Raw genomic sequence first — 23,675 nt, 5'->3', positions numbered from 1 at the left:
CCGCTTGGTCTTCGTCGATGGCGGGCGAAAGGGGCTAAATGACGCCCAGTTCCCGACCCGCCTGGGTGAACACTTCCACCGTGCGGTCGATCTGGTCGAAGCTATGCGCCGCCGACATCTGTGTGCGGATGCGGGCCTGGCCACGCGGCACGACGGGGAACGAGAACCCGATCACATAGACGCCCAGCTCCAGCGCACGGGCCGCAAAATCCTGCGCCAGTTTGGCGTCGCCCAGCATGACCGGGATAATCGGATGTTCGCCGTCCAGCAGAGTGAAGCCCGCGTCCGACATGGCCCCGCGATAGCGATGGGCGTTGGCCGACAGGCGGGTTCGCAACGCATCGCCCTCGGCGCCTTGCGCGATGCGGATCGCCTCCAGGCTTGACCCGCACACGGCCGGCGCCAGGGCGTTGGAGAACAGATAGGGCCGCGCCCGCTGTTTCAGCAGTTCGACCACCGACTTCTTGGCGCAGATGAAGCCGCCCATGGCGCCGCCCAGAGCCTTGCCGAAGGTGCCGGTGACGAAATCCACCTCGACCCCGTGATGGGCGAAGGAACCCTTGCCTTGCGGGCCCAGGAAGCCGGTCGCGTGGCAGTCGTCGACCATGATCAGGGCGTCGTATTTGTCGGCCAGCGCCCGGATCTCATCCAGCTTGGCGATATAGCCGTCCATCGAGAAGGCGCCGTCGGTGGCGATGATGATGTCGCGGGCGCCGGCCGCGCGGGCCTCCTTCAGACGGCTCTCCAGCTCGTCCATGTCGGAGTTGGCGAACCGATAGCGTTTGGCCTTGCACAGCCGAACCCCGTCGATGATCGAGGCGTGGTTCAGGCTGTCGGAGACGATGGCGTCGTTCTCGCCCAGGAGCGGCTCGAACAGACCGCCGTTGGCGTCGAACGCGGCGGCGAACAGGATGGCGTCCTCGAAACCGAGATAGGCGGCGATGGCCGCTTCCAGTTCCTTGTGGATTTCCAGCGTGCCGCAGATGAAGCGCACGGACGCGGTGCCCGCGCCCCACTTCGCTTGCGCCGCCATACCGGCCTGGGTCACGCGCTCGTCGCCGGCCAGGCCCAGATAGTTGTTGGCGCAGAAGTTCAGCACGTCTCGTCCGGCCACCTGAATCACAGGCCCCTGGCGCGAGGCGATGATGCGTTCGGGCTTGGTCAGGCCCTGGGCGTCGATCTCGGACAGTTCGCCGGCGACGCGGTCGTAGAAGCTCTGGGTCATGGGCCGCGACCTACGCCGATTTTCGAACGGTTTCCACCCGCCTCAGGTCGCCGGCGCCGGGTTGGCCTCGGCCCGGATCGGACTGACGCGAATGCGGCCGCCGCAGGGGCTGAACGAGAACGGCAGGCTTACGGCTGCGGTATCGCTGGGCGCCGTGACCTTTATCGCAGCCGCGTCGGGACACGTCTTTTGCATGGCTTCATTTGGCACGACGCTCCAGGCCATTTCGAAATAGGCCTTGGCCCGGGGCGCCAGCTCGACCGGCGTCGGGGCCTGACCTTGGCGGAAATAGCTTCCCGGGCTCTGTTCGGCGCGGACAGACGACAGGGTGCGCCCGCGCGCGTCCTGCAAGGTCACTGTCGGATAGCCGGTCAGGCTGCAGGCCTGGGTTCCGATATTCTGAAGACTGAAGTTGCTGACCCGGTTTCCGGCACCTGCATCGCCGTCGCCGGCCGCCAGCGTCAGTTGCGGCCCCTTGCAGGGCAGCGCAGCCGGCAAAACCCCGCCGGTCGCCTCGGTCGGCGTCTGACCCGGCGTCGGCAGCGGTCCGGGCGTCGCATCCGCCCCGGGGATCGGCCGCGAGCAGCGCTCCAGCACCGCGACACCGGTCGTGCCGTCCGGCCCCAGTCGACTCAGCGTGCCGCTCTCCTGCCCATCGCGCGTCGCCGTCCACCATTCCACCCCGCCGCCGACATAGCGCGCGCCGCTGGCGGCCTGCACCGAACGCAAGGCATAGGTCTGGTTCTGATGGGTCAGCCTGGCGTTGTCGCTGTCGACATACTGGACCTGAAGCGTCGCGCCGCTTTCGCAGGCATAGCCGACCGAGGGCGCATTGGATGCAGGCGCGGCCGACGGTTCGACCGGGGCGGCGGGCTGTTCCGGCTCTGTGCGAGAGCAGGCTGCAGCGCCGGTCAGGGCGGCGATGGCGACGAAGGCGGTCAGGCGGTGCGACATCATGTCATGTCCTCTGGTTTCGCCTTCAACGGCCCAACCTGACCAAAGGCTCCGCTTAATGCCCCGCTTTCGGCGTCTCCATCAGCTCGATCAGCACGCCGCCCATGTCACGCGGATGCAGGAAGACGACCGGCGTCCCGTGCGCCCCGATGCGCGGCTCGCCCGTGCCCAGGATTGTCACGCCCTTGGCCCGCATCTCGGCGACGGCGGCGTGGATGTCGGCGACCTCGAAACAGATGTGGTGCTGGCCGCCCTTGGGATTCTTGGCCAGGAAGCCGACGATGGGGCTGGTCTCGTCATAGGGTTCGATCAGCTCGATCTGGGCCGTCGGCGTATCCACAAAACAGACCTTCACGCCTTGCGCCGGCAGGTCGAACGGCTCGCCGATCTTCGTCGCGCCGAGGATATCGCGATACAGTTTGATCGAGTCGGCGATGGATGGCGTCGCGACGCCGACGTGGTTCAGGGCGCCGATCATGACTTGTCCTTATCAGGGGTCGGCTGGGCGTAACCCAGACGCTGGTTCAGCTTCTCGATCAGGTCCACCGCCGTATCAGCGATGGCCGAACCGGGCGGATAGACGGCGGCCGCGCCCATATCGAGCAGGGGCTGGACGTCGGACGGCGGGATCACCCCGCCGACCACGATAACGATGTCGGGCCGGCCCAGTTTCTCCAACTCGGACTTCAGCTCGGGCACCAGCGTCAGATGCCCGGCCGCGAGCGATGATGCGCCGACCGCGTGAACGCCCTTTTCCACCGCATCCTTGGCCGCCTCGGCCGGCGTCTGGAACAGGCTGCCGGCCGTGACGTCGAAGCCCAGATCGCCGTATCCGGTCGCGACGACCTTCTGGCCCCGGTCGTGCCCGTCCTGTCCCAGTTTGGCGATCAGGATGCGCGGCGGCCCGCCGTCGTTTTCGACGAAGGTCGCGACCATCTCGCGGGCGCGGGCGAAGCGGACGTCCTTGCCGGCCTCCTTGGCGTATACGCCCGACACGGTCTGGACCGTCGCGACGTGGCGGCCGAAGGCGGCCTCCAGCGCGTCGGAGATTTCGCCCACCGTCGCCTTGGCGCGGGCGGCCTGAACCGCCAGTTCAAGCAGGTTGGCGTTCCCGCGCGCCCCCTCGGTCAGGGCGTTCAGCGCCGCATCGGTCGCCGCCTGATCCCGCTCGGCGCGCAGGCGTTTCAGCTTGTCGATCTGGGCGGCCAGCACCGCCGCATTGTCGACCTTCAGCATCGGAATGTCGTCGACGACGGGATTCAGATATTTGTTCACCCCGACCACCGTCTGCTGGCCGGTGTCGATCCGCGCCTGGGTCTTGGCGGCGGATTCCTCGATCCGCAGCTTGGGGATCCCCGCCTCGATGGCCTTTGCCATGCCGCCCAGGGCCTCGACCTCGGCCATATGGGCGCGCGCCCGTTCCGCCAGTTCGTGCGTCAGCCGCTCGACATAATAGCTGCCGCCCCACGGATCGATCACCCGCGTCAGCCCCGTCTCCTGCTGCAACAGGATCTGCGTATTGCGCGCGATCCGGGCGGAGAAGTCGGTGGGAAGCGCCAAGGCCTCGTCCAGCGCATTGGTGTGCAGGCTCTGCGTCTGGCCGCCCGCCGCCGCCATGGCCTCGACCATGGTGCGCGGCACATTGTTGAACACGTCCTGCGCCGCCAGCGACCAGCCCGAAGTCTGGCAGTGGGCGCGCAGGCTCAGCGACTTCGGATCGACCCCGCCCTCTTTCCTGACCGCCTCGGCCCACAGCAGGCGGCCGGCGCGCATCTTGGCCACCTCCATGAAGTAGTTCATGCCGATGGCCCAGAAGAAGCTCAGGCGCGGCGCGAACCGGTCGATCGGCATGCCCGCCGCGACGCCCGCCCGCAGATATTCGATCCCGTCCGCCAGCGTATAGGCCAGCTCGATATCCGCCGAGGCTCCCGCCTCCTGCATGTGATAGCCGCTGATCGAGATGGAGTTGAACTTCGGCGTCTCCTGCGCCGTCCAGGCGAAGATGTCCGCGATGATCCGCATCGAGGGTTCGGGCGGATAGATGTAGGTGTTGCGGACCATGAACTCCTTCAGAATGTCGTTCTGAATGGTCCCAGTCAGCTTGGCGTGCGGCACGCCCTGCTCTTCCGCCGCGACGACATAAAGGGCCAGGATCGGCAGCACCGCCCCGTTCATCGTCATCGACACCGACATCTGGTCCAGCGGAATCCCGTCGAACAGGGTGCGCATGTCATAGATGCTGTCGATGGCGACGCCCGCCATGCCGACGTCGCCCTTCACCCGCGGGTGGTCGCTGTCATAGCCGCGGTGCGTCGCCAGGTCGAAGGCGATGCTCAGCCCCTTCTGACCCGCCGCCAGGTTGCGGCGATAGAAGGCGTTGGATTCCTCAGCGGTCGAGAAGCCGGCGTATTGCCGGATCGTCCAGGGATTGCCCGCATACATGGTCGGATACGGACCACGAACGAACGGCGCGAATCCCGGCAGGCCGTGCGGGTGATCCAGCGCGTCCGTGCTGTCGGGACCATAGGCGGTCTCGACCGTCAGCCCCTCGGGCGTCAGCCAAGGATCGCGCGTCGGCCCCCGCCCCGTCGCATCGAGGTTCAGGGCGATCTTGCTAAAGTCGGGGAAACTCATTGAGCCGTCTCCTCGAACGCCGCGGCGAACCGGATCGGAGCCAGGGGCTCGCACACCCGTTCGACCAACACGGCCGCCTCATCGCCCGCCTCGACCAGCGCCGGCCGCACGTCCGCGTCCACATATTTGGTCACCCCGATGATCTGGGCCGCGCCGTTCTTAAGCGCCGCCTCGCGGACCGCGCGGGCGCGGGCGATACGCGGCTGGATGACCGAGCCCTTCAGGGCCTCGACCAAACCGCCTTCGGCCTCGATCATCTGGAATTCGGCCCAGCCGGCCTCCGCCAGGTCCCGCGTCCGGGCGTCCAAATACCAGGAGCCGGCGGCCGGATCGTCGACCCGACCCAGATTGGCCTCTTCCATCAGAACCAGTTGAGTGTTGCGCGCCTGTCGCCGGGCGAAGGCGTCCGACGTCCCGGAAGCGCGGGTGAAGCCGTCCAGCACAACCACGTCCGCCCCTCCGACCGCGCCGGCGAAGCCCGCCGCCGTCAGCCGCAGCAGATTGGGCCAGGGATCGCGCGCCGACAGCATCCGCCGCGACGAGCGCGCCTCGATCACAGCCGGAACGTCCACGTCGAACGCCTTCGCCAGGCTGGCCCAGATCAACCGCATGGCCCGAACCTTGGCCAGGCTGTCGAAATATTCCGCATCGACCGACAGGCCGACGACGGTGCCGCGCAAACCCGCCTCGACCGACATCCCTGCCTCCACCGCCGCCTTCGCATGGGCCACGACGCTGGACGCCGCAAAGGCCAGCTCCTGCGCCGCCGATCCGCCCGCCTCGTGCGCCACGCGCCCGCTGGCCAGGAAGAAGGTCGCGTCGGGATAGGCGCCCGCATGACGCGCCGCCGTATTGGCCGCCAGGCTCAGATGCTCTTCCACAGAACGCGGCGACCCGCCCGCCTCGGCGAAGGCCGAGACCGGGTCCATATGAAACCGCAGCTTGGCGCGCGGCGAGCCCTTGGCGACGACCGCCAGGGCATTGGCCGCATCCGGCCCGTCGATCCCGGCGTCCAGCGCGACGGGCGCCAACTCCAGCGCCACGCCTTCCAGCGCCCGGCCGAGCGGCGCGGAATCCGCCAGCACACGCCCCTTCAGCACCACCGACGCCGCGCCGTTCTCCAGATCGGTCAGGACGGCGGCGTTGACCGCATCGGCATCGTCGCCCTCCACCAGCGTCCGCAGATCCCAGGCCCGGCCTTCGGAGTCGGACGGACGCGGGGCGAAGATCGGCTGCACGCCCGTCGCGCCCGCGTACAGCGGTCGCGTCACCAGTTGGTCGGCGTCGAGATGAATCAGCGACTCGATCGGTCGATCCTTCAGCGCCTTCTGGGCGGCTTCCCGCCATTCGACGGGGGTAGGTGTGGGGAAGCTCATGCGCGCGCCTCCCCACCCGCGCGTCGTGAAGACCCCCTCCACCGCTTCGCGGTCCCCCTCCCCGCAAGCGGGGAGGAGACAGGCTGTCTTCTCCTCCGCATGCAATGGGGAGGTGGCTCGGAGCGAAGCGGAGAGACGGAGGGGTTCTTCATCACCCGAACTCCACCAGCACGTCGTCCGCCGCCACCGGATCGCCGTCCTTAGCGCCGACAGCCTTCACCACTCCGTCGCGCTCGGCCTTCAGGATGTTCTGCATCTTCATGGCCTCGATGATGGCCACCGTCTCGCCGGTCTTGACCTCCTGGCCCACGACCACCGGGATCGAGACCACCAGACCGGGCATCGGCGACAGCACCATCTTGGAGGTGTCCGCCGCGACCTTCTCCGGCAGGCGCGCATACAGTTCGGCGACGTGGGGCCGCAGCACCCGCACCCGCGCCCTGGCCGCGCGGTGGCGGATGTCGAAGCCGTCGGCGACGCGCTTCACCTCGGCGGTGAAGGGCTCGCCGTCCAGATCGGCCTTGAACTGGGCCAGGCCCGGCCGCCAGTCGATGTCCGACAGTCGGATGTCGCCCCCGCCCGTCAAGGTCAGGATCATCTCCTCGTCCTCGTCATAGGACAGGCCGACGCCGTGCGGCGTCTTGTCGATCATCACGATCCAGTCGGTGCGGTCCGATGGATCGCCGTCCTGTTCGGCGATGACCTCGTGCATGGCCAGGGCCGAGGCGATCAGGATGCGCTCCTGTTCCTGCGTCGGCTTCAGGCCGTGGAAGCCGTCCGGGAACTCGTCCTTGATGTAGCTGGTCGACAGATTGCCCGACTTGAACCGGTCCTGATCCATCACCGCCGCCAGGAAGGGCACATTGTGGCCCAGGCCCGACAGGTGTGTGTCCTCCAGCGCGCGAGCCATGCCCTCGACCGCCGCCTCGCGCGTCTCGCCCCAGGCGCACAGTTTGGCGATCATGGGGTCGTAGAACATGCTGATCTCGTCGCCCTCGCGGACGCCGGAATCGTTTCGGACCACATAGCCGTCCTGCTCGCCCTCCTCCGGCTGCTCGTAGCGGACCAGCCGCCCGATCGAGGGCAGGAAGCCGCGATAGGGGTCCTCGGCGTAGATGCGGCTCTCGATGGCCCAGCCGTCGATCTTCAGGTCCTTCTGTTCGAAGGCCAGTGTTTCGCCCCAGGCAGAACGAATCATCTGCTCGACCAGATCGACGCCCGTGATCAGCTCCGTCACCGGATGCTCGACCTGCAGACGGGTGTTCATCTCCAGGAAGTAGAAGCTCTTGTCCTGACCGGCCACGAACTCGACCGTACCGGCCGAGTCATAGTTCACCGCCTGGGCCAGGGCGACGGCCTGCGCCCCCATGGCGGCGCGGGTGGCCTCGTCCAGCAAGGGGCTCGGCGCCTCCTCGATGACCTTCTGGTTGCGGCGCTGGATCGAACATTCGCGCTCGAACAGGTGGACCACATGGCCGTGCTTGTCGCCCAGCACCTGGATCTCGATATGGCGCGGATCGATGATGAACTTCTCGAGAAAGACCCGGTCGTCGCCAAAGGCGTTCAGCGCCTCAGCCTTCACCGCCGCAAATCCCTCGGCCATGTCGGCGTCCGAATGGGCCACGCGGATGCCCTTGCCGCCGCCGCCGGCCGAGGCCTTGATCATGATCGGATAGCCGATCTCGTTGGCGATCTTGACCGCCTCCTCCGGCGTCTCGATCAGCCCCATATGGCCCGGCACGGTCGAGACCCCCGCCTCGGCCGCCAGCTTCTTGGAGCTGATCTTGTCGCCCATGGCCTCGATGGCCTCGGGGTTCGGGCCGATGAAGGCGATCCCCTCGTCCCTCAGCCGCCGCGCGAACCCGGCGTTCTCGCTCAGGAAGCCAAAGCCCGGATGCACGGCCTGCGCCCCCGTCTGGCGCACCGCCTCGACGATCTTGTCCGCCAGCAGATAGGACTGCGCCGCCGGCGCCGGCCCGATCAGCACCGCCTCGTCGGCCATCTCGACCGCCAGCGACCCGGCGTCGGCCTCCGAATAGACCTGCACCGTCTTGATGCCCATCTTGCGGCAGGTCTTGATGATCCGAACCGCGATCTCGCCCCGGTTGGCGATGAGGATTTTGGAGAACATGGTCAGTTCCTGACAGAAGTGTCTGGCGTCGCAAGCCCAAAGGCTGAGGCGAGATGGTCAAATTCTCCCGAAGGCTCGATTGCGCCGACGCGATCAAATGCTGACGGCTCAAAGAGCAAATCTAGGAGAAGTGCCGTTCGATCTGATGGATGTATGTTGTGAAGAAGAGCGTAGTTCTCTACCCAACCCTTAAACGTTGACCGGCCTTCACCATAAGCGCACGTGAGCGCGATCAAGATTTGCTCAGAATTAGAGAGCTGAGCTCGTAGAAGCCTTATATATTGATACGCCTTCCACGGATCAAAGTTTACGTCTGCAAATCTAACTATATGATAAGTTAGTCGAAAATAATGACCTAACTCGTCTCTCCACTTTTCGTAGTGCTTGGCATATATCTTGTCCGCCTCTCCAGGTTTTGCGGCAAGTTTTTTTGATAGCACGTCGCTAATCTTGGACAGCGCAGCAAGGCCGGAATATCCACTAAGCCCAATGTCGATTGAAATCTGCTGGATCACATCATTTCGCAAATCCATTAGACGAAAAAGTGTTTGCTCAGCATCCCGGTCGCGCTCAGCCTTCAGCCTCCGCCGCTCAGCCACCTCAAGCCGACGTGTTGACCGGCGTTGCGAGCGAAATGCGCAAAATGTGAAATAGGCAGCGGACGCAGCCATGATGGCGCTGAACCCGCCGAATGAGTCTCCAAAAACTCCCGATTGCGAGTAATCCAATTTCCAATCGAGCCATGTCACATGGGCAGCAGAACCAGTAATTAGCGCGAGCCAAGCCACACCGAAAAGCAGCAGACAGGCGACGAAAGCGTGCAAGCTGTTGAGACGTAGGCCAAATTTTCGGCCTAGAGCCGGAATGCTCCAAGTCATAGCGGAATATTGTCGTGCTTTTTCCAGGGGTTCTCCTGGACCTTGTTCTTCAGCGTCCGCAGCGCCTTCACCAGCCGCCGTCGCGTCCCATGCGGCATGATGACGTCGTCGATGTAGCCCAGGCCCGCCGCCACGAAGGGATTGGCGAACCGGTCCTTGTACTCGGCCTCGCGCGCCGCCAGGGCCGCCGGATCGCCGGCCTCCTTGCGGAAGATGATCTCGACCGCCCCCTTGGCGCCCATGACCGCGATCTCTGCGGTGGGCCAGGCGTAGTTGACGTCGCCGCGCAGGTGTTTGGAGCTCATCACGTCATAGGCGCCGCCATAGGCCTTGCGCGTGATCAGGGTCAGTTTCGGCACCGTCGCCTCGGCATAGGCGAACAGCAGCTTGGCCCCGTGTTTGATCAGGGCGCCATATTCCTGCTTGGTCCCCGGCATGAAGCCCGGCACGTCCACCAGGGTCACCAGCGGAATGTCGAAGGCGTCGCAGAAGCGCACGAACCGCGCGGCCTTGCGGCTTGAATCGATGTCCAGCACGCCCGCCAGCACCTGGGGCTGGTTGGCGACGATGCCGACCGTTTGACCGTCCAGCCGGCCGAAGCCGCAGATGATGTTCTTGGCGAAGTCGGCCCCGATCTCGAAGAAGTCGGCCTCGTCGACCACCTTCAGGATCAGCTCCTTCATGTCATAGGGCTGGTTCGGATTGGCCGGGATCAGGGTATCCAGCGACGGCTCGTCCCGCTCGGGCTCGTCATAGCTCTCGCGCACCGGCGGCTTTTCGCGGTTCGACAGGGGCAGGAAGCCGATCAGGCGGCGCACCTCCGACAAGGCTTCCAGGTCGTTCTCGAACGCCCCGTCCGCCACGCCCGACTTGCCGGCGTGGACGCGGGCGCCGCCCAGGTCCTCGTGGCTGACCACCTCATTGGTGACGGTCTTCACCACGTCGGGGCCGGTCACGTACATGTAGGAGGTGTCCTTCACCATGAAGATGAAGTCGGTGATGGCGGGCGAATAGACGTCGCCGCCCGCGCACGGCCCCATGATCACGCTGATCTGGGGAATGACGCCGCTGGCAAGCGTATTCTGCAGGAAGATATCGGCGTAACCGGCCAGGCTCTCGACTCCCTCCTGGATCCGCGCGCCGCCGGCGTCGAACAGGCCGATGATCGGCGCCCCGGCGGTCAGGGCCATCTTCTGCAGCTTGACGATCTTGGCCGCATGGGCGCCCGACAGGCTGCCGCCGAAGACGGTGAAGTCCTTGGAGAAGACATAGACCAGCCGTCCGCCGATGGTGCCGCGACCCGTCACCACCCCGTCGCCGGGGATGCGCTGGTCCTGCATGCCGAAGTCGTGGCTGCGGTGCTCGACGAACATGTCGGTCTCCTCGAAGGAGCCTTCGTCCAGCAGCACGTCGATGCGTTCGCGCGCGGTCAGCTTGCCCTTGGCGTGCTGGGCGGCGATACGCTTTTCTCCACCGCCCAATTTGGCGGCGGCGCGGCGGCGCTCCAGTTCTTCAAGGATGGCTTGGCTCATGATGGATCTTCGCCTCTTGTTCGTTGAGAGAGGGGTGGCGCCTTCATCGCAAATAGGCAAACGCAACTTTGCAAAAAGTGTGGAACTGCGCGGGCTTGCAAAGGATGGCGATATGATCTGCAAAGTTGCGAATGGCTGAGAAGCTTTTCCTGGGCGCCAAGCTGCGCAAGCTGCGCGAGGCGCGCGGCTGGACGCTGGAGGCCTGCGCCGAGCGGCTAGGCCTGTCGCCGTCCTATCTGTCGCAGATCGAGACCAACCAGCGCCCGGCGACCGCGCGCGTCCTGATCGCCCTGACCCGCGCCTTTCATGTGGACGCCAGTCTGTTCGATCTGGAAGGCGACGCCCGCCTGATCGCCGATTTGCGCGAGGCCACCACCGACATTGCGGGCCCGATGATGGGTGAGGCCGAACCGCCCACGGCCGCAGAGCTGAAACAGGCTGTCGCCAACACCCCGCGCCTGGCCCGTCAGTTTCTGGCCCTGCACCAGACCTTCCGCCGCCTGGACGAACGGGTGAAGGCGCTGGACGACACCTTGGGTCGGGACGAACACGGCGCCAGTGTCGCCCTCTTGCCCTACGAAGAGGTGCGCGACTTCTTCCACTATCGCGACAACTACGTCGACGCGCTGGACACCGCGGCCGAGGCGCTGGCGGCGACCCTGGTTCAGGACGGCCAGATCGAGCGGGCGCTGGAGGCTGCGCTGAGCCAGGCGCACGGCGTTCGCGTCGCCTATGTCGCCGGTCAGGAGGCCCTGCGTCGCTACGACCCCGCCAGCCGCGTCCTGACGCTGGACGCCTGGCAGCCCGGCGCGACGCGGTCGTTCCAGCTGGCGCACCAGCTGGCCCTGCTGTCCTTCCGCGACCTGATCGAGGCCGAACTGGATCAGGCCGCTTTCCGCACGGACGCCGCACGCGACGTGGCCCGGGTCGGTCTGGCCAACTATGCGGCGGGCGCGTTGCTCTTGCCCTATCGGGCCTTCCTGGAGGCCGCGCGCGAGGAGAAGCACGACATCGACCGGCTGCGGACGCGGTTCCAGGTCAGTTTCGAGCAGGTCTGCCACCGGCTTTCCACCCTGCAACGGCCCGGCTGGCGCGGCGTGCCCTTCTATTTCGCCCGCGTGGACATGGCCGGCAACATCACCAAGCGCCACAGCGCAACCCGCTTCCAGTTCGCCCGCTTCGGCGGCGCCTGCCCGCTGTGGAACGTCCACGAAGCCTTCGCGGCGCCGGACCGGATCGGGGTGCAGCTGGCCGAGATGCCGGACGGCTCGCGCTACATCTCCATCGCCCGCAGCGTGTCCAAGCCCAGCGGCTCCTACCTGGCCAACGACCGCCGCTACGCCCTGTCCCTAGGGTGCGAGGTTGAACATGCGGGCGCCTTGGTCTATGCCGCCGGCCTCGATCTGAACGGCCCCGCCGCCCGGATCGGCGTCAGCTGCCGCATCTGCGAGCGCACCGACTGCACCCAGCGCGCCTTCCCGCCCCTGGACCGGACCCTGCACGTCCCCGAGAACGAGCGCGGCGTGGTGCCCTATGTGCTGGATGGCCCGCGCCCCGACCGCTATTGATCGGGGCATGACCTCCAATACACCCATCGGCGTCGCCGTCGTCGGCTACGGCCTGGCGGGCCAGACCTTCCACGCCCCCCTGATCAAGGCGACGCCCGGCCTGCGCCTGACCGCCGTCGTCTCGTCCCGCCCCGAAGCGGTCCACGCCGACCTGCCCGAGGTCGAGGTCCTGCCCGATCTGGACGCCGCCCTCGCCCGCGACGACATCGGCCTGATCGTCGTCGCCACCCCCGACGCCCTGCACACCGAACAGTCGATCGCCGCGCTGAGGGCCGGCAAGTCGGTGGTGGTGGACAAGCCCTTCGCGGCGACCCTGGCTGACGCCGAAGCCGTCGCCGCCGTCGCAGCGTCATCGCCCGGCGTTTTCAGCGTCTTTCAGAACCGCCGTTGGGACGCCGACTTCCTGACCCTGCACCGCCTGATCGACCAGGGCGAACTGGGCGACGTCGCCGTGTTCGAAAGCCACTACGACCGCTTTCGTCCGACCGTCACCGACCGCTGGAAGGACAGACGTGACGGCGGCGTCTGGGCTGACCTGGGCCCACACCTGATCGACCAGGCGGTGCAGCTGTTCGGCCCGCCGCTGGCTGTCTATGCCGATCTCCAGGCCCAACGGGTCGGCGCCACGGCCATCGACTACGCCCACGTGCTGCTGCGCTATGACCGGCTGCGCGTCATCCTGAACATGAGCCATCTCGCCGCCGAGGCCAGTCTCCGCTACGCCGTCCACGGCACGGGCGGCAGCTTCATCAAACACGGCCTCGACGCCCAGGAGGGGCAGTCCAAGGCCGGCCTGCGTCTCGGCGATCCGGACTGGGGCCTTGATCCTTCGCCCGGCATGCTGACGAAACAGATCGACGGCGAAACAGTCCGCACCACGCCGGATCCGGAGCGCGGCGACTATCCCGCCTTCTACGCCGCCATGCGCGAGGCGATCGTCGGCAAAGGTCCGCCGCCCGTCCCCGCCGACCAGGCCCTGACCGTCATGCGCATCCTCGACGCCGGCCTGCGCAGCGCGGCGGAGCGGCGCGAGATCGCTCTCTAGCTCTTCTTGCGGCCCTTCGACGTCGCTGCAGGCGCGTGAGCCAGTCGCAGCAGATTGGCCGCGCCCGGCGCCCCAAACGGCGTGCCCGCCAAGATCAGGATGCGTTGGCCCGGCTCGGCCAGACCATACTTCACCGCGCTGTTGACGGCGTCGTCCGTCACGGCCTCCAGCGAGTCCGGCTGCTCGCCCAGACGCGGCTCCAGCCCCCAGACCAGGGCCAGCCGGCGCGCGGTGTTGGGATTGGGCGTCAGCACCAGGATCGGCTTCAGCGGCCGCTCGCGCGCCATCCGCCGCGCGGTGCCGCCCAGGGTCGTGAACACCACCAGACAGCCGGTCGAGGGCGCATTCGCCGCCATCCGCGCCGCCCCGACCAAGGCGTCCACATCATGCTCGTCCATGCCGGCGTGTTCGGCGCCCATCAGGCTGGGCCACATCGGATCGCGTTCGACCCGCTCGATGATCCGGCTCATGATGCCGACGGATTCCAGCGGATAGTCGCCCGACGCCGTCTCGGCCGACAGCATCAGGGCATCCGCGCCCTCATAGACCGCATTGGCCACATCGGTCGCCTCGGCGCGGGTCGGGGCCGGGGCGCTGGTCATGGATTCCAGCATCTGGGTGGCCACGATCACAGGCACGCCGCGATTGCGGGCCGCGCGCACGATCTGCTTCTGCGCCACCGGCACATCTTCGGGATCCAGCTCGACGCCCAGATCGCCGCGCGCCACCATCACCCCGTCGCAATAGTCGAGGATGGCTTCGAGATCGGCCAGGGCCGCCGGCTTCTCGATCTTGGCGAGGCAGGCCGCCTGCCCATTCACGATCCTCTTCAGCTCGGCCATGTCCTCGGGCTTCTGAACGAAGCTGAGCGCCACCCAGTCCACGCCCATCCGCAGGGCGAAGGCCAGGTCCTCGCGGTCCTTGGGCGTCAGGGCCGAGACCGGGATCACCGCCTCCGGCACCGCCACGCCCTTGCGGTCCGACAGCTTCGAGCCGCTCTCGACCGTCACATCCGCCCACTCATCGGTCCGCTCGCCCACACGCAGACGCACCCGCCCGTCGTCCAGAAGCAGCAGCATGCCCTTACGCAGCGCCTTGAAGATTTCGGGATGCGGCATCTGCACCCGCGTCTCATCGCCGGGCGTCGGGTCCAGGTCGAAACGCATGGTGTGGCCCGGCTTGACCGCGATCTCGACGTCCTTGAACCGGCCCAAACGCAGCTTCGGTCCTTGAAGGTCGGCCAACACGCCCAGCGGACGCTGCAACGCCATTTCGGCGCCGCGCACCGCCTTCAATGCGGCGGCGTGATCCTCATGCGACCCGTGGCTGAAGTTCAGGCGAAAGACGTCCACCCCCGCCTGGGCCAGCGCCTTGACGGTGCTGGGCGCACGGCTGGCGGGTCCCAGGGTGGCGACGATGCGCGCGCGACGGGCTCGGTTCATGACGTTTCCTGTTGGCTCTCTCGGACGGCAAAACGGGGCCGCCTGGGCGATTTCGCCCTCTTCTGCCAACGAAACCCGCGCTGCGTAAGGCCGCCTTCCCCTCAGGAAACATGAGTTGACGGCTGGAAACAGGAGTTTATCTGGCCGCCGCCCCGCAAGCCGCCACGGCAAACCCGTTCAGATCGATGCATCGGCCCTCGACTTGCGGCGCGGCGACGCCGATCACATGGGCGAGGGTCGGGGCGATATCGACGGTCCGGATCGGCAGGAACCGCTCCTCGGCCTTGGCGCCCGGCCACCAGAAGATGATCGGCACGCGGCGGTCATATTCCCACGGCGTGCCGTGTCCGGCCAGGGTCGAGCCCACGCGGCCGCCCGAGGTGGTGTTCTGGGTCCAGGCGAACTGGATGTCGGGCGATCGCTCCGCGACGGTCGACAACCGCATACGCTCGCGCACCGTCATCATCTCGGGCTGACGGCTGTCGGGCAGGGGCTCAGCCAGCAGCCGGTCGCGCGTCTCGGCGAAGGCCACGTCGGGCAGGGCGCGCAGCATCTCGACCGCCGCCTCCGCCACCTGTGTCCGCAACGGATCGGGCAGCGACTTGTGGTCCGCATCGGCGACCATCCAGCCGCTTCCACCGGACTGCAGCGGATCGGCGTTCAGGTTGAAACGCGCCCTCAGCGCGGCGTTGACGCCCTTGATCGCATCGGTGTCGGCGCGGTGCGCCTGCGGATAGCCATGCTCATGCAGCCGCTCGACGAAGTCCGAACCGCCGTGATCAGCCGTCAGAACCACCAACGCCCCGCCCGGAACCTGGGCCAGCTTGTCCAGGAAGGCGCCCAGCGCCGCGTCCAGCCGGTGCATCTGCTCGCACATCTCCGGCCCCTGGGTGCCGTACATATGGCCGATCCGGTCGGTGGCCGACAGGCTGACGCCCAGCATGTCGGTCGCCGCCCCCTGCCCCAGCTTCTGGCTGTCCAGCAGATATTCCGCCGCCTTCAGCGTCTGCTCGTCCAGCAATGGCGAGGTGTCGAACTTCAGCCCCGCCGGCGGCAGCACCGAATGGAAGGTCTGGCCGCGAATGGTCCAGTCGCCCGCCAGCGCCCGGCAGTCCGCGTTCTGATAATCCCAAGCCACCGGCGTCGCCGCCGTCCAGGCGTTGAAGTCGCTGTTGAACGCCGCGACCGGCGCCAGCTTCGCCTCGGCCGTCTGACCCGGCTCGACATAGGTGGTCAGTCCAAACCCGTCGGTGAACCAGAAGGCCTGCCCCTGATGACCGGCCAGATTGATCGCCCCGCGATCCTTGCCCGACACCGCCATGACCTTGCTGTCCGGACTGACGGCCTGCAGCCAGTCGCCCAGCGTCGTCGCGCGCAGCTGATCCGGGCCCACCGGTCCGTTGTCGGTGTCGTCGCGCCCGTGCGCCAGATGGTTCTGCGGCGCGGCCAGGCAATAGACCTCCTTGCCGGTCTTGGCGTCGATCCAGTCGTTGGCGGGAATGCCCGTCTCGGCCGGATGCATGCCGGTCAGAACGGTGGAGTGGCCCGGGCAGGTTTCGGTCAGACCGTGGGTCTGATAGCCGTTGATCGACACCAGCCCCTGGTCAGCCAACCGGCGCAGGCCGCCGCTGTAGCGGCTGCGATACTGGTTGAAGAGGTTGGCGCTGAACTGATCGACCACGATGGTCACGATCAGTTTGGGCGGCGTCAGGGCCGCAGCCGCCGCCTGAGGCGCGCCCCCCTGAACCGGCGGCTGGGCGACCGGCGCGCCCGCACAGGCGGCGCCCGCGATCGACAAGGCGGCCAGACACGCGGCGGCGACGTGACGCGACAGGGACATGAACAACTCCAACAACAGCCGTGCGGCCTCTAGCCGTTGCGGATGGCGCCCGCGTGACAGTGTGGCTCGCTCCTAGTGCGATTCCTTGGACCGCAGGCGCGAGACCTGATGCAGCACCAGCACCACCACCCCGCCGACGATCAGCCCGATCACGGCCGAGGCCACCGCCGTCGTCAGCCAGCTCATCACGCCCGCCAGCGGCCCGAACACTTCGCCGACGGCATGCGACAGATGCTCGACCGGCACGGCCGGCCAGTGCAGCCCCAGCGTATGGGAACCGTGCAGCAGAATGCCGCCGCCGACCCACAGCATGGCCGCCGTGCCGATCGCCGACAGGGCGCTCATCACCATCGGCATGCCCTTGACCAGACCCCGCCCCAGTGCGCGCACCCCGCCATTGGGACGCTGAGCCAGATGCAAGCCGATGTCGTCCATCTTCACGATCAATCCGACCGCGCCATAGACGACGACGGTCATGGCGATGCCGACCACAGTCAGCACGGCGGCCTGGGTCAGGATCGGCTGCGCCGCCACATCGGCCAGGGCGATGGCCATGATCTCGGCCGACAGGATCAAATCGGTGCGTACCGCCCCCGACACCGTCGTCTTCTCCAGCGCCGCCGCATCCCCAGCGATCGGCTCCGCATCACCATGCCCGCCGTGCCCCATCGCCTCCAGCAGCTTTTCCGCCCCCTCGAAACACAGATAGGTGCCGCCGCACATCAGGATCGGCGTGATGGCCCAGGGCGCGAAGGCGCTGAGCAGCAGGGCCGCCGGCAGGATGAAGATCAGCTTGTTGCGAAACGACCCCAAGGCGATCTTGCCGATGATCGGCAGTTCGCGGCTGGGCGACAGGCCCATGACATAGCGCGGCGTCACCGCCGCATCGTCCACCACCACCCCGGCGGCCTTGGTCGAGGCCTTGCCGGCCGCCGCGCCCACGTCATCCAGCGACGCGGCCGCCAGCTTTGCGATGCCGGCGACGTCGTCCAGCAGCGCGATCAGTCCAGACGGCATAGTCAGTCTTCCCGGCTGGGCGGCACATTGACGCCCTGCGATTTCAGATAGGATTTGATGTTGCGCGCGGCCTGGCGGATGCGCTGTTCGTTCTCGACCATGGCGATGCGCACGAAGCCCTCGCCGTTCTCGCCATAGCCCACGCCCGCCGCCACCGCGACCTTGGCGTGGGTCAGCAACTGCTTGGAAAACTCCAGACTGCCCAAATGCTTCAGCGCCGGCGGCAAGGGCGCCCAGGCGAACATGGAAGCGGCCGGCTTGGGAATGTCCCAGCCCGCGCGGCCGAAACTCTCGACCAGCACATCGCGCCGGCGGTGATAGAGTTTGCGGTTCTGCTCGACGATGTCCTGCGGCCCGTTCAGCGCGGCGCACGCCGCCGCCTGGATCGGCGTGAAGGCGCCGTAGTCGAGGTAGGATTTCACCCGCGTCATCGCCGCGATCAGCTTCTTGTTGCCGACCGCAAACCCCATGCGCCAACCGGCCATGCTGTAGGTCTTGGACAGGGAGGTGAACTCGATCGCCACGTCCTTTGCGCCCGGAACCTGCAGGATCGAGACCGTCGGCTTGCCGTCGTAATAGAGTTCCGAATAGGCCAGATCGCTGATGATCCACAGATCGTTCGCCTTGGCGAAGTCCACGACGCGTTCGTAGAAGGCCAGATCGACCGTCTCCGCCGTCGGGTTCGACGGATAGTTCATGACCAGGATCTTGGGCCGCGGCACGGTGAAGGCCATGGCCCGCTCCAGCGCCTCGAAATACTTCTCGTCCGGCGTAGTCGGCACGCTGCGGATCGCAGCCCCGGCGATAATGAAACCGAAGGTGTGGATCGGATAGGACGGATTGGGCGCCAGGATCACGTCGCCCGGCTCGGTGATGGCGGTGGCCAGGCTGGCCAGGCCCTCCTTAGAGCCCATGGTGACGATCACCTCGGTCTCGGGATCCACATCGACGCCGAAGCGGCGACCGTAATAGCTGGCTTGGGCGCGGCGCAGCCCTGGGATGCCCTTGGACTGCGAATAGCCGTGGGCGTCGGGCTTCCTGGCCACCTCGATCAGCTTGTCGATCACATGCTGCGGCGGCGGCAGGTCGGGGTTGCCCATCCCCAGGTCGATCACGTCCTCGCCTGCCGCACGGGCCGCCGCGCGCATCGCATTGGTCTCGGCGATGACATAGGGCGGCAACCGCTTCATGCGGTAGAATTCTTCGGACATGACAGGCTCGTCGTTGGGATCTGCGGCCGTGGATCGACCGCCTTTAGCGCTTAGCGCGCCAGCGGCCTCGCGCAACAGCGTTGAAGGTCATTTTCACCCGTCAGGCGGACGAAATCTGTGCGTCGCGCAAAAACTTGGTCGAAAAGGCTGCCGGTCAGCGCCCTCAATAGCTCAACCGCAAACCGACGCTGAGCGTTCGCGGCGGGCCGTATCCGGCGACGCCCGTGCCCGTTTCCGACACCTCGACATCGTCGTCGAACAGATTGTCCGCCGCCATCCAAAGGGTCGCGTTCGGCGTGAAGGCCCACTCCCCTCGCGCATCCAGCGTCACGGCGGCGTCCAGCACCCGGCTGTTCAGGTCGTCGTCGAACCGGCTCGATTCATAACGTGCCGCCAGGGCCAGGGTCAGTCGATCGGTCGCGCGCCAATCCAGCCCGGCCGTGGCGCTCCACTCCGGCGCCTGTGCGGGGCGCAAGCCGGTCAGCTGCGCGGCGGACGATCCGCCGTCGATCTCGGCGTCGGTCCAGGACGCAGCGGCGTTCAGCGACACGGCTGACGACAGGTCCAGCGCCCCCGTCAGCTCCACGCCCCAGGCGTCGATGGTCCCGGCGTTCTGACGCTGGCGCAGCACCCCGCCCGCCGGCACGAACCCGGCGCGCGGGAAGGTCGCCGGCCCGGACCCGAGCGTCACATTGACGATGGCGTCCTCGATCTGGTTCCAGAACACCGATGCGCCCCAGCGTTTGCCGTCGCGGTCGAACGCCAAGCCCGTCTCCACACCCCTCAGCGTCTCCGGCGTCAGGGCGGCGTTGGCCTCGGTGATGTCATTGCCGACGCGGAATGGCCGATGCAGTTCGTTCAACGTGGCGGGCCGGAATCCGGAATAGGCCGCCGCCCGCGCCGCATAACCGCCGCCCAGATCACGCCGCAGGGCCAGACGCGCGCTGACCACCTCGCCCGACCGATCCGCGTCGCCTTCGTTCAGCAGGACGGCGCCGGTCGCCAGCGTGTTCTCCTGACGGAATCCTCCCGTATTCTCCCACCGATCCACCCGCAGTCCGCCGGCCACCAGCCAGTCGGCCGCGCTCCAGGACGCATCGACGTAGGCCCCGGCCACCGCCGTCTCCCCGCCCGCACGCCGAATACGGGTGAAGCCGGCGCCCGTTGGATTGCTGAACAGTTCGTTGGTTTCGCCGTCGTTGAAGCGCGCATCGGCGCCCAGCTCCCACTCCAGCCGTCCGCCCGCGAACTCCGTCATTCGACGGCGCAGCGCCGCATTCAGCCCCCATCCCGTCGCGGGCGTTTTAAACTGATCGTTGGCCGGCGTCGTGGTCGATCGATCGGCCGACACCGAGGCCGAACTGTTGGCCAGATTGCTGTCGATCCGCCACGCCTGCAGCCGCCAGCCATAGCCGTCGGCCGTCGGGGCCTGCGCCGCCGTGGCGCTCAGGCTGTGCCCGCTGGCGTTGGCGCGCGTTCCGGCCAGACCCGATCCGCGATCCTCCTCCCAAGTCGCCGTCCTAACCGACAGGTTCGCCTGCCCCAAGGCCGTATCGACCCGCAGCGCTGCACTTCGGCTGTCGAGATCCAGCGGCGTGTCCGCCGCGCCTGCCGCCGGCCCGCGCACCGGCACATAGCCGTCGCTGACTTCGCGCAAGCCGCTCAGCGTCACCGCCAAAGGTCCCAGTCGGGTGGAGGCGGAGCCCGCCGCCCGCAACCCGCCCCGCTCGGACGCGGACACATCGAGCGCGCCGCCTTTCCCGCGCTCACGCAGGGTGATCGTGCCCGTCAGCGCGCCCGCGCCATAGGGGCCCGAGCCCGCGCCCCGGATCACATCCAGGCTCTCCAGAGATTCCGGCGTCGCCTGGGACCAGATGACCCAGCCCCCGAACGGATCGTTCAGCGGCACGCCGTCCAGCAGCACCAGCGTCCGTCCCGCCCCCGACGGCGCGATGGCCCTCAACGAAATCCCTTGCGTCGTCGGATTGGCCGCCGCGCTGCTGGTGCGTCGAAACAGCGACACCGCCGGCACGGACCGTAGCGCCTCATCCAGACGCGACGACCGAGACAGCACCGCCTCGTCGATCCGCACCACGGAAAACGCGGCGTCAGCCGCCGCCGGCGGCAGACGCGCGGCGGTGACGACGATCTCGGGCAGGGCGGTGGGCGTGACGGGGGGAGGAACGTCCTGGATCATGCGCCGTCAGTAAGCGGTCGTTTCGCCAGATCAAAGCCCGGCGACCCGAAACGCCCGGAAAAGCGCAAGACAGATCGCCGCCCCCTCGATAACAACCGTATCGAACAGTCCAAGGGGAAGCACGTGGGTCTGGGAACGCTCGTCAGGGGTCTGATCTTCGGCAAGGACGCCGACCGCAGGCGACGGTCAGCCAAGGCGGCGCGAATCCGCGCCCTGCCCGATCGACGGGTGATGGCCGACTGCTATGTTCCGGCGTTGGCGGCCGACGGCGGGCGCATCCTGTGGGTCGGTTGCCGCGAATATACTCTGGACGACTACGCCTTGCTGGAGGCCCAGGGCGGCGAGGTCTGGACCACAGACATCGATCCGGCGGCCGCACGCTGGGGCCGCGAGGGGCGTCATCGCACCGGCGACGTTTGCGAGGCGGATCGGCTGTTTTCGGACCTGACCTTCGACGCCGTCGTCTGCAACGGCGTGCTGGGTTACGGCGTCGACAGTCCCGACCAACAGCAGTGTGCCTTGAAGGCTCTGGCGGCCATCCTACGCCCGGGCGGCCGCCTTCTGCTGGGCTGGAACACCGACAAGATCGCCGATCCCGTCGCCGCCGGATTGACTGACGCCGACTTCCAGGCCGCGCCCCTTGACGTGACCCCCGTTTCTCATCCAGCCATAACGAGAGTCCTTGGTTGATCTGAACTGGGGTTGGCGGGGTTGGCAATAGGCCGGTCTGAGCAGCCATCAACCAGCGCAGCAGACCGGCCGCTCTGTCCGGTGAGCGCCTGTGCGTAGGCCTTCGGCGTCAACCATCCCAGCTTCGAGTGAGGCCGGGTTTCGTTGTAGTCGCGCCGCCAGGTTTCGAGGACAGCCCGGGCGTGCGGCAGCGATCGGAACAGCGTCTCATTCAGCAGCTCGTCGCGCAGCCGACCATTGAAGCTCTCGTTGAAGCCGTTCTGCTGAGGCTTGCCCGGCGCGATGTAATGCCAGCTCACGCCGGCGTCGTCGGCCCAGGCCAGGATGGCGTTGGACGTATATTCCGTGCCGTTGTCGCTGATGATCGTATCCGGGCGTCCCCGCCGCAGGATGATGGCGTCCAACTCGCGCGCCACCCGTCGCCCTGACAGCGAGGTGTCGGCGACGAGCCCGAGGCACTCGCGCGTGCAGTTGTCGATCACCGTCAGGATGCGGAAGCGCCGCCCGTCCGTCATCTGGTCGGAGACGAAGTCCAGCGACCAGCGCTGGTTCGCGACCAGGGGAATCTCCAGCGGACGCCGCGTGCCTATGGCGCGTTTGCGCCCGCCGCGCCGGCGCACCGTCAGCTTCTCCTCGCGATAGATCCGCTGGACGCGCTTCTTGTTGACCGCATGCCCCTCGCGCCGAAGCATCACGTGCAGGCGGCGATAGCCGAACCGCCGTCGCTCCTGGGCCAGGGCCTTCAGCCGATCCCGCAGGACGCCGTCGTCCGGTCGCGTCGCCTGATAGCGCACGCTCGTCCGATCCACGCCCAACACCCGGCAGGCCCGCCGTTCGCTCATCGCGTAGGCCGACTGCAGGTGCGCCGCCGCCTCTCGATGCGCAGCGGGCGTCACCACTTTTTTCCCAGCAGATCCTTCAGCGCGACGCTGTCCAGCATCGAGTCCACCAGCATCCGCTTCAGCTTGGCGTTCTCCTCTTCCAGCGCCTTCAGACGCCGGGCCTCTGACACGTCCATGCCGCCATACTTGGCCTTCCACTTGTAGAAGGTCGGTGAGCTCAGCCCGTGCTTCCTGCACAGGTCCGCCACCGGAACGCCGGCCTCCTGCTCGCGCAGGATCCCGATGATCTGCTCTTCCGTGAACCGTGATCGCTTCATTCTGTCCGTCCTTTCGAGGGGCGGACTCTAGCTATTCCTGGAGGAGTTTAAGGGGGTCACGTCAAGAGGTGAAGCGCCGCGCCGAACGCTTGGTCGACCAGATCGCCGATGGCGTCCTTACGGGCGCTGCAGTCAAGGATCGTCTGGACGCGTTGGAAGCGCGGCGAAGCCAGATTGAATCAGAGCTGGCCCAAGCACCGGCGGCGTCGGTCGTCGCCCTGCATCCTCGCGTGGCCGAGCATTACCGGACCGTCGTGGACTCGCTGGAGCGCGCCTTGGCTCGCAGCGACAGCGAGGCAGCGACTGAAGCACGGGACTTGGTGCGCAAGTTGATTGGAACCGTCGTGGTCACGCCGTTGGAAGAGCGGGGTAAGTTTAGTCTGACCGTACGAGGCAAAATCGCCGCCCTGGTGAACCAAGACGGCGAAAATACTATGAAGTTGGGTGCGGGAGTAGGATTTGAACCTACGACCTTCAGGTTATGAGCCTGACGAGCTACCGGGCTGCTCCATCCCGCGGCAAACGGTAGTGTATCGAGAAGGAAGAACGGATCGAGAAGGACCGCGATTGCGGTTGTTGTTCATCATCGGCTGTCCGCCTGGTAGACCCGGCGGCGACCTACTCTCCCGCGCCTTGAGACGAAGTACCATTGGCTCTGGAGGGCTTAACGACCGAGTTCGGAATGGGATCGGGTGGGGAACCTCCGACATAGCCACCAGGTCAACCAGGGGGACAGCGGATGATGAGAAGACATTGTCTGAGATTGCTCTGGTCAA

At 67.0% G+C, this 23,675-nt stretch carries 17 protein-coding genes, 1 tRNA gene and 1 rRNA gene; 3 read left to right on the top strand and 16 right to left on the bottom strand.

What is annotated here, in order from left to right:
- Window positions 1-34: 34 nt before the first annotated feature.
- The 8 genes from LG306_RS07365 to LG306_RS07330 form a co-directional block, all read right to left on the bottom strand.
- Complete coding sequence (locus LG306_RS07365) at window positions 35-1,225, bottom strand: glycine C-acetyltransferase (protein ID WP_295168600.1); 1,191 nt, start codon at window positions 1,223-1,225, stop codon at window positions 35-37.
- A 42-nt stretch (window positions 1,226-1,267) separates the two neighbouring features.
- Window positions 1,268-2,182 (bottom strand): DUF4232 domain-containing protein, encoded by a 915-nt coding sequence (locus LG306_RS07360; protein ID WP_404419394.1) that lies wholly within the window; start codon window positions 2,180-2,182, stop codon window positions 1,268-1,270.
- Window positions 2,183-2,234: 52 nt separating this feature from the next.
- On the bottom strand, window positions 2,235-2,657 hold the full coding sequence (gene mce / locus LG306_RS07355) for a methylmalonyl-CoA epimerase (protein ID WP_404419392.1): 423 nt from the start codon (window positions 2,655-2,657) through the stop codon (window positions 2,235-2,237).
- Window positions 2,654-4,813, bottom strand: a complete 2,160-nt coding sequence (gene scpA / locus LG306_RS07350) for a methylmalonyl-CoA mutase (protein WP_404419390.1) — start codon at window positions 4,811-4,813, stop codon at window positions 2,654-2,656. The genes mce and scpA overlap by 4 nt, the downstream gene beginning before the upstream one ends.
- Window positions 4,810-6,189 (bottom strand): methylmalonyl-CoA mutase family protein, encoded by a 1,380-nt coding sequence (locus LG306_RS07345; protein WP_404419388.1) that lies wholly within the window; start codon window positions 6,187-6,189, stop codon window positions 4,810-4,812. Before LG306_RS07345 ends, scpA begins: the two co-directional genes overlap by 4 nt.
- Window positions 6,190-6,340: 151 nt before the next feature.
- Window positions 6,341-8,320, bottom strand: a complete 1,980-nt coding sequence (locus LG306_RS07340; protein WP_404419386.1) for an acetyl-CoA carboxylase biotin carboxylase subunit — start codon at window positions 8,318-8,320, stop codon at window positions 6,341-6,343.
- A gap of 2 nt (window positions 8,321-8,322) precedes the next feature.
- Complete coding sequence (locus LG306_RS07335; RefSeq protein WP_404419384.1) at window positions 8,323-9,198, bottom strand: putative phage abortive infection protein; 876 nt, start codon at window positions 9,196-9,198, stop codon at window positions 8,323-8,325.
- The gene (locus LG306_RS07330) at window positions 9,195-10,730 is read right to left on the bottom strand and encodes an acyl-CoA carboxylase subunit beta (protein WP_404419382.1); all 1,536 of its coding nucleotides are present in this window, start codon (window positions 10,728-10,730) and stop codon (window positions 9,195-9,197) included. The genes LG306_RS07335 and LG306_RS07330 overlap by 4 nt, the downstream gene beginning before the upstream one ends.
- A 131-nt stretch (window positions 10,731-10,861) precedes the next feature.
- On the opposite strand from LG306_RS07330, the gene LG306_RS07325 reads away from it, so the two are divergent.
- Window positions 10,862-12,298: a short-chain fatty acyl-CoA regulator family protein gene (locus LG306_RS07325; protein ID WP_404419380.1), complete on the top strand. Its 1,437-nt coding sequence runs from the start codon at window positions 10,862-10,864 to the stop codon at window positions 12,296-12,298.
- Window positions 12,299-12,305: 7 nt separating this feature from the next.
- Window positions 12,306-13,343 (top strand): oxidoreductase, encoded by a 1,038-nt coding sequence (locus LG306_RS07320; RefSeq protein WP_404419378.1) that lies wholly within the window; start codon window positions 12,306-12,308, stop codon window positions 13,341-13,343.
- Here the strand turns inward: LG306_RS07320 and pyk are convergent.
- The 5 genes from pyk to LG306_RS07295 all read right to left on the bottom strand — a co-directional run bounded on the left by pyk (window position 13,340) and on the right by LG306_RS07295 (window position 21,050).
- Window positions 13,340-14,785, bottom strand: coding sequence for a pyruvate kinase (gene pyk, locus LG306_RS07315; protein ID WP_045810132.1), 1,446 nt, complete (start codon window positions 14,783-14,785; stop codon window positions 13,340-13,342). The two genes, LG306_RS07320 and pyk, sit on opposite strands and share 4 nt — an antisense overlap.
- A gap of 136 nt (window positions 14,786-14,921) precedes the next feature.
- Window positions 14,922-16,625, bottom strand: a complete 1,704-nt coding sequence (locus LG306_RS07310) for an alkaline phosphatase family protein (protein ID WP_404419376.1) — start codon at window positions 16,623-16,625, stop codon at window positions 14,922-14,924.
- Between the two features lie 72 nt (window positions 16,626-16,697).
- On the bottom strand, window positions 16,698-17,642 hold the full coding sequence (locus LG306_RS07305) for a DUF808 domain-containing protein (RefSeq protein WP_404419374.1): 945 nt from the start codon (window positions 17,640-17,642) through the stop codon (window positions 16,698-16,700).
- Window positions 17,643-17,644: 2 nt separating this feature from the next.
- Window positions 17,645-18,853, bottom strand: coding sequence for an LL-diaminopimelate aminotransferase (locus tag LG306_RS07300; RefSeq protein WP_404419372.1), 1,209 nt, complete (start codon window positions 18,851-18,853; stop codon window positions 17,645-17,647).
- A 163-nt stretch (window positions 18,854-19,016) separates the two neighbouring features.
- The gene (locus tag LG306_RS07295; RefSeq protein WP_404419370.1) at window positions 19,017-21,050 is read right to left on the bottom strand and encodes a TonB-dependent receptor; all 2,034 of its coding nucleotides are present in this window, start codon (window positions 21,048-21,050) and stop codon (window positions 19,017-19,019) included.
- A 123-nt stretch (window positions 21,051-21,173) separates the two neighbouring features.
- Between LG306_RS07295 and LG306_RS07290 the strand changes: the two genes are divergently transcribed.
- Window positions 21,174-21,740, top strand: coding sequence for a class I SAM-dependent methyltransferase (locus tag LG306_RS07290; RefSeq protein ID WP_404419368.1), 567 nt, complete (start codon window positions 21,174-21,176; stop codon window positions 21,738-21,740).
- Here LG306_RS07290 and LG306_RS07285 read toward each other — a convergent pair.
- The 3 genes from LG306_RS07285 to rrf form a co-directional block, all read right to left on the bottom strand.
- A protein-coding gene (locus LG306_RS07285) for an IS3 family transposase (RefSeq protein ID WP_404413560.1) occupies window positions 21,710-22,899 on the bottom strand; the annotation gives its coding sequence in 2 pieces (ribosomal slippage) (window positions 21,710-22,647 and window positions 22,647-22,899; 1,191 coding nt in all). The genes LG306_RS07290 and LG306_RS07285 overlap by 31 nt on opposite strands.
- Window positions 22,900-23,340: 441 nt before the next feature.
- A tRNA-Met gene (locus LG306_RS07280) sits at window positions 23,341-23,417 on the bottom strand.
- Between the two features lie 87 nt (window positions 23,418-23,504).
- Window positions 23,505-23,619, bottom strand: a 5S ribosomal RNA gene (gene rrf / locus LG306_RS07275).
- Window positions 23,620-23,675: the final 56 nt, after the last annotated feature.

The sequence above is a fragment of the Brevundimonas vesicularis genome (genome assembly GCF_044807075.1).
In the GTDB taxonomy this organism is placed as follows: domain Bacteria; phylum Pseudomonadota; class Alphaproteobacteria; order Caulobacterales; family Caulobacteraceae; genus Brevundimonas; species Brevundimonas vesicularis_G.
The sequence above is the reverse complement of the archived record's forward strand: the minus strand, read 5'-3'. Positions and strand labels throughout refer to the sequence as shown.

Coding starts and splice junctions, on each gene's coding strand:
- LG306_RS07340 (WP_404419386.1), bottom strand. CDS start 8,320: ATGTTCTCCAAAATCCTCATCGCCAACCGGGGCGAGATCGCGGTTCGG.
- pyk (WP_045810132.1), bottom strand. CDS start 14,785: ATGAACCGAGCCCGTCGCGCGCGCATCGTCGCCACCCTGGGACCCGCC.
- LG306_RS07330 (WP_404419382.1), bottom strand. CDS start 10,730: ATGAGCCAAGCCATCCTTGAAGAACTGGAGCGCCGCCGCGCCGCCGCC.
- LG306_RS07345 (WP_404419388.1), bottom strand. CDS start 6,189: ATGAGCTTCCCCACACCTACCCCCGTCGAATGGCGGGAAGCCGCCCAG.
- LG306_RS07305 (WP_404419374.1), bottom strand. CDS start 17,642: ATGCCGTCTGGACTGATCGCGCTGCTGGACGACGTCGCCGGCATCGCA.
- LG306_RS07320 (WP_404419378.1), top strand. CDS start 12,306: ATGACCTCCAATACACCCATCGGCGTCGCCGTCGTCGGCTACGGCCTG.
- LG306_RS07360 (WP_404419394.1), bottom strand. CDS start 2,182: ATGATGTCGCACCGCCTGACCGCCTTCGTCGCCATCGCCGCCCTGACC.
- LG306_RS07300 (WP_404419372.1), bottom strand. CDS start 18,853: ATGTCCGAAGAATTCTACCGCATGAAGCGGTTGCCGCCCTATGTCATC.
- LG306_RS07365 (WP_295168600.1), bottom strand. CDS start 1,225: ATGACCCAGAGCTTCTACGACCGCGTCGCCGGCGAACTGTCCGAGATC.
- mce (WP_404419392.1), bottom strand. CDS start 2,657: ATGATCGGCGCCCTGAACCACGTCGGCGTCGCGACGCCATCCATCGCC.
- LG306_RS07310 (WP_404419376.1), bottom strand. CDS start 16,625: ATGTCCCTGTCGCGTCACGTCGCCGCCGCGTGTCTGGCCGCCTTGTCG.
- LG306_RS07335 (WP_404419384.1), bottom strand. CDS start 9,198: ATGACTTGGAGCATTCCGGCTCTAGGCCGAAAATTTGGCCTACGTCTC.
- LG306_RS07325 (WP_404419380.1), top strand. CDS start 10,862: ATGGCTGAGAAGCTTTTCCTGGGCGCCAAGCTGCGCAAGCTGCGCGAG.
- LG306_RS07295 (WP_404419370.1), bottom strand. CDS start 21,050: ATGATCCAGGACGTTCCTCCCCCCGTCACGCCCACCGCCCTGCCCGAG.
- scpA (WP_404419390.1), bottom strand. CDS start 4,813: ATGAGTTTCCCCGACTTTAGCAAGATCGCCCTGAACCTCGATGCGACG.